At 72.4% G+C, this 14,441-nt stretch carries 13 protein-coding genes and 1 riboswitch; of the genes, 6 read left to right on the top strand and 7 right to left on the bottom strand.

Going from position 1 to position 14,441, the window contains the following annotated elements:
• Nucleotides 1-366: 366 nt before the first annotated feature.
• Both ABZ721_RS00435 and thrC read right to left on the bottom strand, forming a co-directional pair.
• Nucleotides 367-642, bottom strand: a complete 276-nt coding sequence (locus tag ABZ721_RS00435) for a MoaD/ThiS family protein (protein ID WP_358786298.1) — start codon at nucleotides 640-642, stop codon at nucleotides 367-369.
• Nucleotides 639-1,934 (bottom strand): threonine synthase, encoded by a 1,296-nt coding sequence (thrC, locus tag ABZ721_RS00430; RefSeq protein WP_358786297.1) that lies wholly within the window; start codon nucleotides 1,932-1,934, stop codon nucleotides 639-641. The genes ABZ721_RS00435 and thrC overlap by 4 nt, the downstream gene beginning before the upstream one ends.
• Before the next feature lie 17 nt (nucleotides 1,935-1,951).
• Nucleotides 1,952-2,093: riboswitch (SAM riboswitch) on the bottom strand.
• A 193-nt stretch (nucleotides 2,094-2,286) separates the two neighbouring features.
• Here thrC and ABZ721_RS00425 point away from each other — a divergent pair.
• Nucleotides 2,287-3,267: a glucosyl-3-phosphoglycerate synthase gene (locus tag ABZ721_RS00425; protein ID WP_358786296.1), complete on the top strand. Its 981-nt coding sequence runs from the start codon at nucleotides 2,287-2,289 to the stop codon at nucleotides 3,265-3,267.
• An 85-nt stretch (nucleotides 3,268-3,352) separates the two neighbouring features.
• Nucleotides 3,353-4,780 (top strand): trehalose-6-phosphate synthase, encoded by a 1,428-nt coding sequence (locus tag ABZ721_RS00420; RefSeq protein ID WP_358786295.1) that lies wholly within the window; start codon nucleotides 3,353-3,355, stop codon nucleotides 4,778-4,780.
• Between the two features lie 21 nt (nucleotides 4,781-4,801).
• Here ABZ721_RS00420 and otsB read toward each other — a convergent pair whose 3' ends face one another.
• The 3 genes from otsB to ABZ721_RS00405 form a co-directional block, all read right to left on the bottom strand.
• Nucleotides 4,802-5,653 carry a trehalose-phosphatase gene (gene otsB, locus ABZ721_RS00415; RefSeq protein ID WP_358786294.1) on the bottom strand — a complete coding sequence of 284 codons (852 nt, stop codon included), beginning with the start codon at nucleotides 5,651-5,653 and terminating at the stop codon, nucleotides 4,802-4,804.
• A gap of 66 nt (nucleotides 5,654-5,719) precedes the next feature.
• Nucleotides 5,720-5,959, bottom strand: a complete 240-nt coding sequence (locus tag ABZ721_RS00410) for a DUF3263 domain-containing protein (RefSeq protein WP_358786293.1) — start codon at nucleotides 5,957-5,959, stop codon at nucleotides 5,720-5,722.
• A gap of 44 nt (nucleotides 5,960-6,003) precedes the next feature.
• Nucleotides 6,004-7,281 (bottom strand): extracellular solute-binding protein, encoded by a 1,278-nt coding sequence (locus ABZ721_RS00405; RefSeq protein WP_358786292.1) that lies wholly within the window; start codon nucleotides 7,279-7,281, stop codon nucleotides 6,004-6,006.
• Nucleotides 7,282-7,527: 246 nt separating this feature from the next.
• Here ABZ721_RS00405 and ABZ721_RS00400 point away from each other — a divergent pair, with 246 nt between their 5' ends.
• A complete protein-coding gene (locus ABZ721_RS00400; RefSeq protein WP_358786291.1) occupies nucleotides 7,528-8,460 on the top strand; it encodes an ROK family protein in 933 nt (310 codons plus the stop codon).
• Complete coding sequence (nagA, locus tag ABZ721_RS00395) at nucleotides 8,460-9,614, top strand: N-acetylglucosamine-6-phosphate deacetylase (RefSeq protein ID WP_358786290.1); 1,155 nt, start codon at nucleotides 8,460-8,462, stop codon at nucleotides 9,612-9,614. Before ABZ721_RS00400 ends, nagA begins: the two co-directional genes overlap by 1 nt.
• A 146-nt stretch (nucleotides 9,615-9,760) precedes the next feature.
• Here nagA and ABZ721_RS00390 read toward each other — a convergent pair whose 3' ends face one another.
• Nucleotides 9,761-10,714 carry a carbohydrate-binding protein gene (locus ABZ721_RS00390; RefSeq protein WP_358786289.1) on the bottom strand — a complete coding sequence of 318 codons (954 nt, stop codon included), beginning with the start codon at nucleotides 10,712-10,714 and terminating at the stop codon, nucleotides 9,761-9,763.
• Between the two features lie 260 nt (nucleotides 10,715-10,974).
• Between ABZ721_RS00390 and ABZ721_RS00385 the strand changes: the two genes are divergently transcribed.
• Nucleotides 10,975-11,982, top strand: coding sequence for an SAM-dependent methyltransferase (locus ABZ721_RS00385; protein WP_358786288.1), 1,008 nt, complete (start codon nucleotides 10,975-10,977; stop codon nucleotides 11,980-11,982).
• A 46-nt stretch (nucleotides 11,983-12,028) separates the two neighbouring features.
• The gene (locus ABZ721_RS00380) at nucleotides 12,029-13,180 is read left to right on the top strand and encodes an NADH-quinone oxidoreductase subunit D (protein ID WP_358786287.1); all 1,152 of its coding nucleotides are present in this window, start codon (nucleotides 12,029-12,031) and stop codon (nucleotides 13,178-13,180) included.
• A 27-nt stretch (nucleotides 13,181-13,207) separates the two neighbouring features.
• Here the strand turns inward: ABZ721_RS00380 and ABZ721_RS00375 are convergent, their stop codons facing one another.
• The gene (locus ABZ721_RS00375) at nucleotides 13,208-14,230 is read right to left on the bottom strand and encodes a hypothetical protein (RefSeq protein ID WP_358786286.1); all 1,023 of its coding nucleotides are present in this window, start codon (nucleotides 14,228-14,230) and stop codon (nucleotides 13,208-13,210) included.
• Nucleotides 14,231-14,441: the final 211 nt, after the last annotated feature.

Raw genomic sequence — 14,441 nt, 5'->3', positions numbered from 1 at the left:
TTCGCGGACCCGGGTCAGACCTCACCCCCACCAAGGTTGGGGGCGGCGCCGGAACGCGTCGACCGCGGCCGAATGTATCCGTACGGATGCCCTCTGCAACAGGTCAATCAGACGAGAATTCTGGGCACGACCGATCGGAAATAAAGGGATGAACAACAAGGATCCGGGGCAACTCGGACTGGACATACTTCGCCTACACGACAATCATCTCGCGAATTTGGCGATAAATCGCCGAACCCAGCGGAGGGGGAGGCGGGAGTCCAGCGCAACTGTACCTCGATTCAACTACCGCCCCACACTCAAATGCCCCGCCCACCACAGGGTGGGCGGGGCATGAGTTCACGCCGCGCTGGGTAGGGACGGAGGTCAGCCCCCGGCTACCGCCGGAATGATCGAGACATTCGCACCGTCCGGGACGGAGGTCTGCAGACCTTCGGAAAAGCGCACGTCGTCGTCATTGACATAGACGTTCACAAAGCGCCGCAGCTTGCCCGTGTCGTCGAGAACGCGCGCCGAAATACCCGCGTGGTTCTTCTCCAGCGACTCGAGGATCTCGGAGAGTGTCGAACCCTCGGCCGGTACTTCCGACTGGCCGCCGGTATAGGTGCGCAGAATGGTCGGGATACGAACAGAAGCACTCATGCGAGGCCAGCCTCTCGGAACGCGGCAACGGTCGGGCGGATGACGGCGGTCGGGCCGGTGGTCGGAGCGACCGCGTCCAGGGTCTTCAGGCCGTCACCGGTGTTGAGGACGACGGTCTCCAGCGACGGGTCGAGCTGACCGGTCTCGATGAGCTTCTGCAGGACGCCGACGGTCACCCCGCCCGCGGTCTCGGCGAAGATGCCCTCGGTGCGGGCCAGCAGCTTGATCGCGGCCACGCACTGCTCGTCGGTGACGTCCTCGACCGCTCCGCCGGTGCGGCGGGCGATGTCGAGCACGTACGGGCCGTCGGCCGGGTTGCCGATCGCCAGCGACTTGGCGATCGTGTCCGGCTTCACCGGGCGCACGACGTCGTGGCCGGCCTTGAAGGCCGCGGAGACCGGGGAGCAGCCCTCGGCCTGCGCGCCGTAGATCTTGTAGGGCTTCTCCTCGACCAGGCCGAGCTTGATCAGCTCCTGGAGCCCCTTGTCGATCTTCGTGAGCTGCGAACCGGACGCGATCGGGATGACGATCTGGTCCGGCAGCCGCCAGCCGAGCTGCTCGCAGATCTCGTACGCCAGGGTCTTGGAGCCCTCGCCGTAGTACGGGCGCAGGTTGACGTTGACGAAGCCCCAGTCCTCGCCGATCGGGTCGCCGATCAGCTCGGAGCAGAACCGGTTCACGTCGTCGTAGTTGCCCTCGATGCCGACCAGCTCGCCGCCGTACACCGCGGCCATGACGACCTTGCCGGCCTCCAGGTCGTGCGGGATGAACACGCAGGAGCGGAAGCCGGCGCGGGCGGCGGCGGCGCCGACGGCGCCCGCCAGGTTGCCCGTGGAGGAGCAGGAGAGCGTGGTGAGGCCGAAGGTGCGGGCGGCCTCCAGGGCGATGGCCACGACGCGGTCCTTGAAGGAGTGCGTCGGGTTGCCGGAGTCGTCCTTGACGTACAGGCCGCCGGTGACGCCCAGCTCGCGGGCCAGGTTGTCGGCCTTGACCAGCTTGGTCCAGCCCGGGTTCAGGTTGGGCTTGTCGACCACGTCGGCCGGGACGGGCAGCAGCGGCGCGTAGCGCCAGATGTTCGCCGGGCCGGACTCGATCTGCTTGCGCAGCGCTTCCGGGTCACCGGTGGGGAGGTCGTAGGCCACTTCGAGCGGCCCGAAACACTCCTGGCAGGCGAAGACCGGACCGAGCGCGACGCGTTCTCCGCACTCGCGGCAGGAGAGGGCGACGGCGGGGCCGAAGTCGGCTCCGGTGTCCGGGGTGGTTCCAGTGGTGTCGATGGTCTGCACAGCCATGACGGCGAGGCCCTTTCTCCTCATCTTCCCCGCGGCGACGATCGCCACGAGACGGAATTGGCACCTTCCCCACCTGGCCTCGCGTCGTCGACGACGAGATGTGGCGGGAGGGTTGCCGGGACTTCTGCGGGCCGTTCCCTCAGTCCCTCTGGATGAGCGCTGTGGCACCGGGCTCACGCCCGGGCATTTGTTTTCCGTGGTGACCCCGGCATGCGGTGGTCACTCGCGTTGTTCAAGACTGTAACCGACGAGCCCGACACTTGAGAGGGTCGTCCGTACCGCGAGATGGGTCACACAGGGGTCCGCCGCGGGGTGGAATCCGCCCGTCACCCACGATCAGGGAGTCACGCACGTGCTGCAAGAGGTGGAGCGCTGGCTCGATCGACGGTCCTGGTCCGCCGCCGACCGCCCCCTCGACCGGCTGCGCGCGGCCAAGCGCTCCGCGGGCGACCGGGGCACGGTCAGCGTGGTGCTGCCCGCCCTCGACGAGGAGGCCACGGTCGGTGCGATCGTGCGCACCATCCGCGACGAGCTGATGAGCGGGCCCGTCCCGCTCGTGGACGAACTGATCGTGATCGACTCGGGCTCCACGGACCGTACGGCGGAGGTCTCGGCCCGCGCCGGAGCCAGGGTCGTGCACCGGGACGAGATACTCCCCGGCCTGCCCGCGGTGCCCGGCAAGGGCGAGGTGCTGTGGCGGTCGCTCCTGGTGACGAGCGGCGAGATCGTCTGCTTCGTCGACGCGGACCTGCGCGACTTCGACGCCCGCTTCGTCCACGGGATCATCGGACCGCTGCTGACCGAGCCCGGTGTCCAGCTGGTCAAGGCCATGTACGACCGCCCGCTCGAAACCGGCGACACGGTGGTGCCGGCCGGCGGCGGCCGCGTCACCGAGCTCGTCGCCCGCCCCCTGCTCAACCTGCACTGGCCGCTGCTGGCGGGCTTCGTGCAGCCGCTGGGCGGCGAGTACGCGGCCCGCCGCTCCCTGCTGGAGCGGCTGCCCTTCCCCGTCGGCTACGGCGTCGAGCTCGGCATGCTCGTCGACGCGCTGAACACCGTCGGCCTGGACGCCCTGGCCCAGGTGGACGTGGGAGTACGCCACCACCGCCACCAGGACGGCCAGGCGCTCGGCCGGATGGCCGCCACGATCTACCGCACCGCCCAGGTCCGGCTCGCCCGCGGCCAGCTGGTGCGCCCCGTCCTCACCCAGTTCAACCGGGGAGCGGACGGCGGCTTCGAACCCTCGACGCACGAGGTGGCGGCGGAGGAGCGCCCTCCCATGATCACCGTCCCCGAATACCTCAGCCACCGCGCTGCCCGCCGCACGGGCTAACCGGTTCCGTCCCGCGCGGGGGGCGTGACCCCGCCGCGCGCCGCCAGCACGTTTGCGTCGCGGGACACCTGGCTAGGCTGGCGGCATGGTCGCTCATCGCGCAGCCCCGATCCTCGTCGCCTCCAACCGCGGACCCGTCTCGTACACCCTCGGGGAGGACGGCACCCTCACCGCCAAGCGCGGCGGCGGCGGCCTGGTGTCCGGGCTCAGCGCCATCGGCCCCGACGCCGGGGCGGTCTGGGTGTGCGCGGCCATGAGCGAGGGCGACCGCGAGGCGGTCCGCCGCGGCGAGGGCGACGCGCAGACGCGCATGCTGGGCATCGAGCCGGACGTCTTCGGCGCCGCGTACAACTCCATCGCCAACTCCGTGCTGTGGTTCGTCCACCACCTGCTCTTCCAGACCCACCTGGAACCCCTCCTCGACGAGGACTTCCGGCAGGACTGGGCGTCCTACGAGACGTACAACGCCGCCTTCGCGGACGCGCTCGCCGAGGAGGCCGCGGAGGGCGCCACCGTCCTGGTGCAGGACTACCACCTGTCGCTGGCCCCCGCGCTGCTGCGCGAGCGCCGCCCGGACCTGCGGATCGGGCACTTCTCGCACACCCCGTGGGCGCCGCCGGACTACTTCCGCCTGCTGCCCGACGACATCGGGGCGGAGCTGCTGACCGGCATCCTCGGCGCGGACCGCGCCGCGTTCCTCACCCACCGGTGGGCGGAGGCCTTCGCTGCGTGCTGCGCCGACGTCCTCGGCGCGGACGTCGGCCGCGACGACGCCGGCGAGCTGACCGTCACCCACGAGGGCCGCACCACGCGGATCGGCGTGCACGGGCTGGGTGCCGACGCCGACTTCCTGCGGGAGCGCTCACACCAGGACGACGTCGAGGAGCGGCTGGCCGCGCTGCGCTCCGAGGTCGGCGACGGCCGGCGCACGATCGTCCGCGTCGACCGCACCGAGCTCTCCAAGAACATCGTGCGCGGCTTCCTCGCCTACCGGCAGCTGCTCACCGAGCACCCGGAGTGGCACGAGCGCGTCGTGCACATCGCCTTCGCGTACCCCTCGCGCCACGACCTCGCGGTGTACCGCGAGTACACCGCCGAGGTGCAGCGGGTGGCCGACGAGATCAACGCGGAGTTCGGCACGGACGGCTGGCAGCCGCTGCTCCTGCACGTCAAGGACGACTTCGCCCGCTCGCTGGCCGCGTACCGCCTCGCCGACGTGGCCCTGGTCAACCCCATCCGCGACGGCATGAACCTGGTCGCGAAGGAGGTCCCGGTCGTCTCGGACGACGGCGTCGCCCTGGTCCTGTCCCGCGAGGCGGGCGCCTACGAGGAACTCGGCGACGACGCCCTGGTCGTGAACCCCTACGACCTCCGCTCCACGGCCCGCGCCCTGCACGAAGCCCTCACCATGCCGGAGGACGAACGCGCGGAGCGCACCAAGCGCCTGGCGGCCGCGGCAACCGCCCTGCCCCCGGCGCAGTGGTTCCTGGCGCAGCTGGACGAGCTGCGCTGACCCGCTGACCGGGCCGGCCGGTCAGCGGGATTCGAGTGCGTCCGCCAGGGCGTTGAGGAGGTCCACGACGCCCTGCGGGCCGTCGACGACGAGGTCGGAGCGGGAGACCAGTTCCGGGGGGACCTCGCCGGAGGCGGTGCCGCTGCAGACGAGGACGCCGGGGAGGCCTTCGCCCCGGAGGCGTTCGACCGCGGCGAAGGCCGCGAGGTCGCCGAGGTCGTCGCCCGCGTAGAGCACCGAGCCGGCGTCGACCTCGCGGAGGTAGGCGTCGAGGGCGACGCCCTTGTCCATGCCCGGGGGCCGCAGTTCGAGGACGAGGCGGCCGGGTTCGACGATGAGGCCGTGGCAGGCGGCGAGTTCGGACAGGGGTTCGCGGAGCGCCTCGAAGGCGGCCTCGGGGTCCTCGGTGCGGCGGGTGTGGACGGCGACCGCGCGTCCCTTGTCCTCTATCCACGTGCCGCGCCAGGCGCCGATCCCGTCGAGGAAGCCCGGCAGCTCGGCCCGTACCGCCTCGACGCCCGAGTGGTCGCCCGCGGACTTCACCTCACCGCTGACCGCGTCCCAGCGCTCCGCGCCGTAGTGGCCGAGCACGACGAGCCGCTCCAGCCCCGGCACGCCGGCGAAGCCGCCGTACCGGACCGCCACGCCGGCCGGGCGGCCGGTGATCACCGCGACCGCCGCGAGGTGCGGGGCGAGCCGGGCGAGGGCGGGCGCGGCGCCGGGGTGGGCGCGGGCGCTCTCGGGGTCGGGGACGATCGGCGCGAGGGTGCCGTCGAAGTCGAGAGCGACCACGGCGCGCTCGGGGTTCGCGAGGAACGCCGCGAGGCCTTCCTTGCCGTCGGACGTGGACGAGGTCAGCAGGTGACTGCTCATGCGCTGACCCTACCCAGGCGGGGCGCGCCCAGTGCAGGGGGCACGGCAGGCGGACGGAAGCGCGGCTCAGCGCGACTCGCGGCGGGCGTCCCTCGCCCGGCGCAGGCGGTTGACCGTCACCGGGTCGTGCGCGAGCGCCCTGGGGTCGTCGAGGAGCGCGTTGAGGAGCTGGTAGTAGCGAGTGGCGGACATGCCGAGCCGCTCCCGGATCGCCCGTTCCTTCGCGCCCGGCCCCGCCCAGGTGCGGGCGGCGAGGTCGAGGACGGCCCGGTCCTGGGCGGTCAGGCCCCCGCTCTCGCTCTCCACCCGCGTCCCCTCGACGTCGACTCGTGGCTGCCGGGCCACCTGGGCTACTTCGACTTCTGCGCGGCGTCCTGCGTCTCGGCGAAGCGCTGCAGGTCGCTGAGGACCGTCTTGGGGTCGCCGTGCACGGCGCTGCCGATGACCTTCTTCAGCTGGTCGTTGACCGGTCCCCAGGAGGTCTTGTCCACAGGGTAGAACTGGGCGGACGGCAGCAGGTCGATGAACTCGATGAGGTCCTTGTCCTTCGGGTCCTTGCGCATCGCCTGCATGGCCGAGTTGGTCACCGGCAGCAGGCCGTACTCGTCGAGGAACTTGATCGAGTTCTCGGCGCTGTACGCGAACTGCAGGAACTTGCCGATCTCGCCGCGGTGGCCGTTCTGCTTGAAGGCCATCATCCAGTCGGCGACGCCGAGCGTCTCGGTGATCCGGCCGCCCTTGCCGGGGATCTGCACGGCCTTGACCTTGATGCCCTTGGCCAGCGCCTGCTTGAGCAGCGTCGGGTGGCCGTTGACCATGCCGGCCTTGCCGGACAGGAAGGCGTCGAAGACGGTGCGGCGGTTGGTCTTGGCGGGGTCGCCGCCGGTGAGGCCGGGCGCGACCAGCTTGTCCTTGAGCCACTGGAAGGCTTCGACGTTCGGCTGCGAGTCGATGGTGTAGCTGCCGACGGTGTCGGTGTACGAGCCCTGGTTGCCGAGCATCCACATCAGGGACTCGGCCTGCGGCTCCTCGGGGCCCAGCGGCAGGCCGAACGGCATCTTGACGCCGTGCGCCTTCAGCTTCTTCGCGTCGGCCTCGATGTCGTCCCAGGTGGTGGGCGCCTTCTTGATGTCCGCGTCGTCGAACAGCGTCTGGTTGTAGAAGAACATCCGGGAGCTGGAGACGAAGGGGATGCCGTACTGCGTGCGGTTCTGCTCCCCCGCGGCGGCCAGCGAGGGGATGAAGTCGGCCTGCGCGCTGATCGGGAAGAGCTCGTCGGCGGCGTACAGCTGGCCCTTGGACGCGTAGGCGGCGTAGGAGCCTATCTGGGCTATGTCGGGCGCCTTGCCGGCCGCCACCATCTCCGCGACCTTGGTGTCGACGTGGTCCCAGTCGATCACCTGGATGTCGATCTTGATGCCGGGGTTCTTGGCCTCGAAGGCGCGGCCGAGGTCGTCCCAGTACTTCTTGGAACTGGTGGCCGCGTCGGTGCCGTAGTCGGCCGCGACCATGTGCAGCGTGACGTCGCCGCCGAGGCCGCTGCTTCCACCGCATCCACTGAGTGTCGTCAGAGCCAGCGCCGCCGCGATACCCGCTGCCGCCGTACCCAGGAGTCGTCGCCGGTGCACCGTTCTCCTACCGCCTTCATCCGCCCGCCCCCGCACGTTTCCGGGGGCGTCAAGTGCCCGAGTCTGCCCGCGCTGCCCACCCAAGGTCTACACCACGCCTGTCTCGCTTCGGCAACACCCTTCCCCGAGCGTCGGGACAGAAGGGATGGAAGCCCGCAGACCCGGCGATTCACTCCCTCCCGAACGGTGATCTTCATGGCGTAAGTGGACTAGACCTTTCCTTGTGTAGAGGGGACACTGTCCTGCGTGAGACACGTCATCGCGCTCGATGTGGGCGGTACAGGAATGAAGGCCGCCCTGGTCGGGGAGGACGGCACGCTTCTGCACGAAGCCCGCCGTCCGACCGGACGCGAACGCGGCCCGGAGGCCGTGGTCGCCACCATCCTCGGCTTCGCCGCCGATCTGCGGGACCACGGGCTCCGCGAGTACGGCGAACCCGCCGCCGCGGCCGGCGTCGCCGTGCCCGGGATCGTGGACGCCGCGGCCGGCATCGCCGTCTACGCCGCCAACCTCGGCTGGCGCGACCTGCCGCTGCGCGCGCTGGTCTCCGAGCGGCTCGGCGGCGTCCCCGTCGCGCTCGGGCACGACGTGCGCACCGGCGGTCTCGCCGAGGGCCGCATCGGGGCGGGCAACGGCGCCGACCGGTTCTTCTTCCTCCCGCTGGGCACCGGCATCGCGGGCGCCATCGGCATCGAGGGCCGCATCGAGGCGGGCGCGCACGACGCCGCCGGCGAGATCGGCCACATCGTCGTCCGGCCGGGCGGCCCGCTGTGCGGCTGCGGGCAGCGCGGCTGCCTGGAGATGCTGGCCTCCGCCTCCGCGGTCTCCCGCGCCTGGGCGGCCGCCAGCGGCGACCCCGAGGCCGACGCGGCCGACTGCGCCAAGGCCGTCGAGTCCGGCGACCCGCGCGCGCTGACCGTGTGGCGCGAGGCGATCGAGGCGCTCGCCGACGGCCTGGTCACCGGCATCACTCTTCTGGACCCGCGGGTCCTCATCATCGGCGGCGGTCTGGCCGAAGCTGGGGACACACTCTTCGGCCCGCTCCGCGCGGCCGTCGAGGAGCGCATCACGTTCCAGAAGCTCCCGCTCATCGTCCCCGCCGCCCTCGGGGACACCGCAGGATGCCTGGGCGCGGGTCTGCTCGCCTGGGATCTTCTCTCCGTGGAGGTAACCGCCTGATGGCCCCCGTAACGACAACGCAGCGCACGGTGTTGACCGGTGCCCGTGTGGTGCTGCCGTCAGGCGTGGTGGAGAACGGCCGGGTGACCGTCGACGGCGGCCGGATCGTGGCCGACGAGTCCGCCGAGGCGGGCTCGCTCGACCTCAGCGGCCATATCGTCGTCCCCGGCTTCGTCGACATCCACAACCACGGCGGCGGCGGGGCGTCCTTCACGTCCGGGACCCCGGAGGAGATCCTCACCGGCGTCCGCACCCACCGCGAGCACGGCACGACGACCGTGGTCGCGTCGACCGTCACCGGCGAGATGGACGTGCTGGCCCAGCGCGCGGCGCTGCTGTCCGAGCTCGTCGAGCAGGGCGACCTGGCCGGCATCCACTTCGAGGGCCCGTTCATCTCGCCGTGCCGCAAAGGCGCGCACATGGAGTCGCTGCTGCGCGACCCGGACCCCGCCGAGGTCCGCAAGCTCGTCGACGCCGCCCGCGGCACGGCGAAGATGGTCACCCTCGCCACCGAACTGCCCGGCGGACTCGACTCGGTGCGGCTGCTGGTCGAGAACGGCGTGATCGCCGCCATCGGCCACACCGACGCGACGTACGAGCAGACGATCGAGGCCATCGAGGCGGGCGCGACCGTCGCCACGCACCTGTTCAACGCCATGCCCACGCTCAACCACCGCGCGCCCGGCCCGATCGCGGCGCTGCTGGAGGACGAGCGGGTCACCGTCGAGCTGATCAACGACGGCACGCACCTGCACCCCGCCGTGCTGGAGCTCGCCTTCGGCAGCGCGGGCGCGGACCGGGTCGCGTTCATCACCGACGCGATGGACGCGGCGGGCTTCGGGGACGGTCACTACGACCTGGGCCCGATGGCCGTCGAGGTCAAGGACGGGGTCGCCCGGCTGGTGGAGAACGGCTCCATCGCGGGCTCCACCCTCACCCTGGACACCGCCTTCAAGCGCGCCGTCACCATCGACCGGCTGTCGCTGTCCGACACGGTGCGGGCCATCTCGGCGAACCCGGCGCGGCTGCTCGGCCAGTACGACCGCATCGGGTCGCTGGAGGTCGGCAAGGACGCGGACCTGGTGGTGCTCGACGCCTCGTACGACCTGGTCGGCGTGATGCGCAAGGGCGAGTGGATCGTCCGGCCCTCCTGAGGCCCGTACGGCTCCGCTGAGGGTCCGGCCCTCCACAGGCCGCCAGGGCCCGCAGAGGCCCGCTGCGGCCCCTGAGGGGGGCTTCCCGCAGGCGGTCCGCCCCGAACCGGGCGGGCCGCCCCGTAACGCGCTTCGTGCCCCGCGCGCTACTTCTTGACCTGGCCTTCCTTCATCCACACCTGGTCGAGGTTGACGCCGCACTTGTTGCCCGGCGCGCAGGTGAGGGCGAGGGTGTTGGAGCCCTTCTTGAGATCCACCCACACGTAGGTGGTGGCCCACGCCTTCGTCCAGTCGGCGGTCTTCATGTAGTTGCGCATGTTGACCGGGTTGGTGCGGAGCTTGCCGTTCTCGCTGAGCGTGAGACCGGCGTCCTCACCGACGTTGCCGAAGCTGATGAACAGCGTGTACGTGCCGTCCTTCGGTACCTCGAAGGTGTACGCGGCGCTCGCGCCGGGGGTGAAGCCGCCCACGGACGTGCCGCCCGCGGCCTTGGCGCCCGGCTGCGCGGTGGACTGCGCGGCGCTGCCGGACAGCGACAGCGTGGAGGCGTCCACGACCTTCGACGCGAACTTCTCGGGGGTGCTGGCGGACGGGCTCGGGGTGGCCGGGGCGCTGGTGGCCGGCGCGGTGGTCGGCTGGTCCTTCGCGTCGTCCTTCTTGCCGTCGCCGCCCGTCATCGCGAAGCCGATGCCGATGGCGACCGCCACGACCACCGCGATGGCGCCGATGAGCAGCCCCTTGCGGTTCGGGCCCTGCGACCCGCCGCCGCTGCCGCCGCCGTGCGGCGCGTGCTGGGTCTGCTGCGTCTGCTGGGTGTTCTGCGGCCCCTGGGGCTGCTGCTGCCCGCGGCCCTGGTCGTGACCCGGCTGCTGGTGCTGCTGCGGCTGCTGCTGCTGCGGGTAGCCGTAGCCGCCCTGCTGCGGCGGACGGCGCTCGCCGACCCGCTGGACCTGGTTGTACGACGTGCGTGGCACGCCCGGCTGTGCCACCGTCGCGCCGTCCGGGGCCGACCCCGAGGCGTCGCCCTCACCGCCTTCCGAGCGGTAGAGGTACGCGAAGGGGTCGTCGTTCTCAGAGGCGCCGTTGTTGCCGGCCGTCATCCGCTGTTCACTCCCTAATGGCACATGCCCATCGCGGCGCGGTGCACCCATGGCTCATGATCGATGAGTCCGCGGCGCGGTCACAGGGCCTGCGCTCTCGCTGCCGCGGCGTCGCGGGCGGACATGTTTGACCCACGAAACCCTACCCGTGTCGAGGGACTGCCCGCTCTGGCCTTCGACGCATCCCCAGGTCGTTCCGGTTCCGCTGTGACAGGACGCACGTTCCCCCGGCATCCCGCGGCACGGCCTACGGTGGTCCCGTGACCGAGGACGACGGCGACCGGGAGAGCCCCGCCTGGACCGGCTGGCGGGACGCGACGGAACGCGCCCTCTACGGGCCCGGGGGCTTCTTCGTCCGCGAACGGCCCGCCGCGCACTTCCGGACCTCCGTGCATGCCTCCCCGCTCTTCGCGCGGGCCGTCGCGGAACTGCTGGTGCGGGTGGACACGGCGCTGGGCCGGCCCGACGCGCTGGCGCTCGTCGACGTCGGCGCAGGCTCCGGCGAGCTGCTGACCGGGGTCCTCGACGCCCTGCCGGACGGAACGGCCGCGCGTGTCGTGCCGTACGCCGTCGAGCGCTCCGCGCGCCCCGCCGGGCTCGACGCCCGCGTCCGCTGGACCGGCACCCCGCCGCGGGGCGTGCGGGGGCTGCTGTTCGCCAACGAGTGGCTCGACAACGTCCCCGTCGACATCGCCGAGACCGACGGGTCGGGCGAGCCGCGCTACGTCCTCGTCCGCCCCTCCGACGGCCGGGAGCGCCCCGGCGGGCCGCTGAGCGCCGGGGACGCGGCCTGGCTGCGGCGCTGGTGGCCGATCGAGGGGGCGCCCGGCGCCCGCGCCGAGATCGGGCTCCCCCGCGACGCCGCCTGGGCGGCGGCCGCCGGCTGCCTGGACGCCGGGCTCGCCGTCGCCGTCGACTACGCCCACGAACGGGCCGCGCGGCCCCCGTACGGCACGCTCACCGGCTTCCGCGACGGCCGCGAGGTGCCGCCGGTGCCGGACGGCTCCTGCGACCTCACCTCGCACGTGGCGCTGGACGCCGCCGGCGGCGGCGCGCCCCTCCTCACCCAGCGCGCCGCCCTGCGCGCCCTGGGCGTCTCCGGGGCCCGCCCGCCGCTCGCCCTGGCCTCCACCGACCCCCGCGGCTACCTGCGCGCCCTGGCCGCCGCGGGCGAGGCCGCGGAGCTGACCGACCCCGGCGGCCTCGGCGCCTTCCGCTGGCTCGCGACCCCCGTCGGCGACGCCTGCCGCGGCCTGCTGCCGGCGTGACGGAGATCGGCCGCCCCCCAGCGGAACCGGAGCGGCGACTGACAGAATGCCGTCCATGACGGAGACCACGATCGGCATCGGCGGCCAGGCCGAGGGCACCGACATGGTGCTGAACATCGGCCCCCAGCACCCCTCCACGCACGGAGTGCTGCGGTTGCGGATCGTGCTGGACGGCGAGCGGATCACCACGGCGGAGCCCGTCGTCGGCTACATGCACCGCGGCGCGGAGAAGTTGTTCGAGGCGCGCGACTACCGCCAGATCATCATGCTGGCCAACCGCCACGACTGGCTGTCGGCGTTCTCCAACGAGCTGGGCGTCGTGATGGCCGTCGAGCGGATGCTCGGCATGGAGGTCCCCGAGCGCGCGGTGTGGACCCGCACCCTGCTCGCCGAGCTGAACCGGGTGCTCAACCACCTGATGTTCCTCGGCTCGTACCCGCTGGAGCTGGGCGGCATCACCGCGGTGTTCTACGCGTTCCGGGAGCGCGAGGAACTGCAGAACGTCATGGAGGAGATCTCCGGCGGCCGGATGCACTACATGTTCAACCGGGTCGGCGGCCTCAAGGAGGACCTGCCGAACGGCTGGCTCGGCCGCGCCCGGCACGCCGTCGCGCAGGTCAGGTCACGGATGGACCGCTTCGACGACCTGGTGCTCGGCAACGAGATCTTCCGCGGCCGCACCCGCGGGGTCGGCACGCTGTCGGCGGAGGCGGTGCACGGATTCGGCGTCAGCGGGCCGATCGCCCGCGCGTCGGGCGTCGACTTCGACCTGCGCCGCGACGAGCCGTACCTGGCCTACGGGGAGCTGCAGGACACCCTGAAGGTCGTCACCCGCACCGAGGGCGACTGCCTGGCCCGCTTCGAGGTGCTGCTCGCGCAGACCCACAACGCGCTGGACCTGGCCGACGCCTGCCTCGACCGGCTCGGCGAGCTGCCGCAGGGCCCGATCAACCAGCGGCTGCCGAAGGTGCTGAAGGCGCCGGAGGGGCACACGTACGCCTGGACCGAGAACCCGCTGGGGCTCAACGGCTACTACCTGGTCTCCAAGGGCGAGAAGACCCCGTACCGGCTCAAGCTGCGCTCGGCGTCGTACAACAACATCCAGGCGCTGACGGTGCTGCTGCCCGGGACGCTCATCGCGGACATGGTGGCGATCCTGGGCTCGATGTTCTTCGTCGTCGGAGACGTCGACAAGTAGCCGGCACGCGGCCGGCCGGCCCGCGCCTCAGGAGGAGTGCGCGCGCAGGCCGCTGACGTCGATCTGCTCGGTCTCGTCGTGCTCGGTGAGGTCGATGACCTCCGCCGCCCGCGCCTCGGCCGCCAGCTGCGCCTCGTGCTCCGCGTACGCCTCCTCGCCGACGACGTCCGCGAGGTCCTCGTGCGCGCCGGGCTTCTGGGTGCCGAAGAAGTCGAACCCGCCGAGCGCCCGGCTGGCCGATCCGCCCCGGTGCGGCTGCGCGTAGGGCAGGACGGCGGCGGCCACGGCGGGCACCAGCCGGTGCTCGCGGACCGGCAGGCCGCCGGTGGAGGTGGCGCGGGGGGCCTCGGACTCCGTGCGGGTGTGCGTCGGCTCGGCGGGCTCCGCGGGCTCGGCCGCCGCGTGCCGCCCCTGGGGCTCGTCGTCGCGGTCGCCGGTGCCGCCGGCGGCCGCGGCGTCGCGGCGCCTGGCCTCCTCGACGGTACGCAGGGCCTGCTGGCGGGCGGCATTGCGGTTGAGGTTCAGCAGCGCCTCGTCCGCCTTCTTGTAGGCGGCCGGGCCGACGAGCGAGGCGGCGATGGCCAGCGGGGCCTTGGCGGCCTCCAGCGCGAGCTGGCGGCGGCCTTCGAGGGCGCGGGCGCGCTCGCTCTCGGCGGTGGCGTAGCGGCGGAGCAGATCGGCGTGTTCGGTGCGCAGCCGGGCCAGCTCGCCGCGCTTGGCGCTGAGCTTGGTGTCCAGGCGCACGCGCAGCTCGCGGGACTCCTCGAGGTCCGTCTCGAGCTCGGCTATGCGCTCGTCGGCGTGCCATTCGTCACGGGCGCGGGCGGTGGTGAGGTCGGCGACGCGGCGGCCGGCGGCCCGGTCCCACGTGCGCGCCATGACCGCACCGCCGCAGGCGGCCACCGCGGCCGCGGCGACGACCGCGCGCAGCACCATCGGATCGGAGCTGATCCAGGCGGCGGCGACACAGGCCGCCGCTGACCCGGCCAGCGTCAGCGGGGGCAGCAGCCGGTGCAGTGGGGGTGAATGGCGGTGGCGTCCTCGTGGCATGGCTCGAAACTAGCGTGCGAATGAGACGCGTGGGGCCACGGGGCCCGATTTAGCGCGCTCTCCCCGGCTTCGCGGGGGCGACGGACACGGAGGGCATCCGGACCGACACCATGCGTGGGCGCGGCGACGTCGCGGATGCCCCCGTATCCGGTCGAACCCGTTACGGGTCGCGGCGGGCGGACCCGGGCGCGGACCCGGTCGGACCTGGCCC

The sequence above is a fragment of the Streptomyces sp. NPDC006733 genome, assembly GCF_040636125.1.
In the GTDB taxonomy this organism is placed as follows: domain Bacteria; phylum Actinomycetota; class Actinomycetes; order Streptomycetales; family Streptomycetaceae; genus Actinacidiphila.
This window is presented reverse-complemented; position numbering and strand designations above follow the sequence as displayed.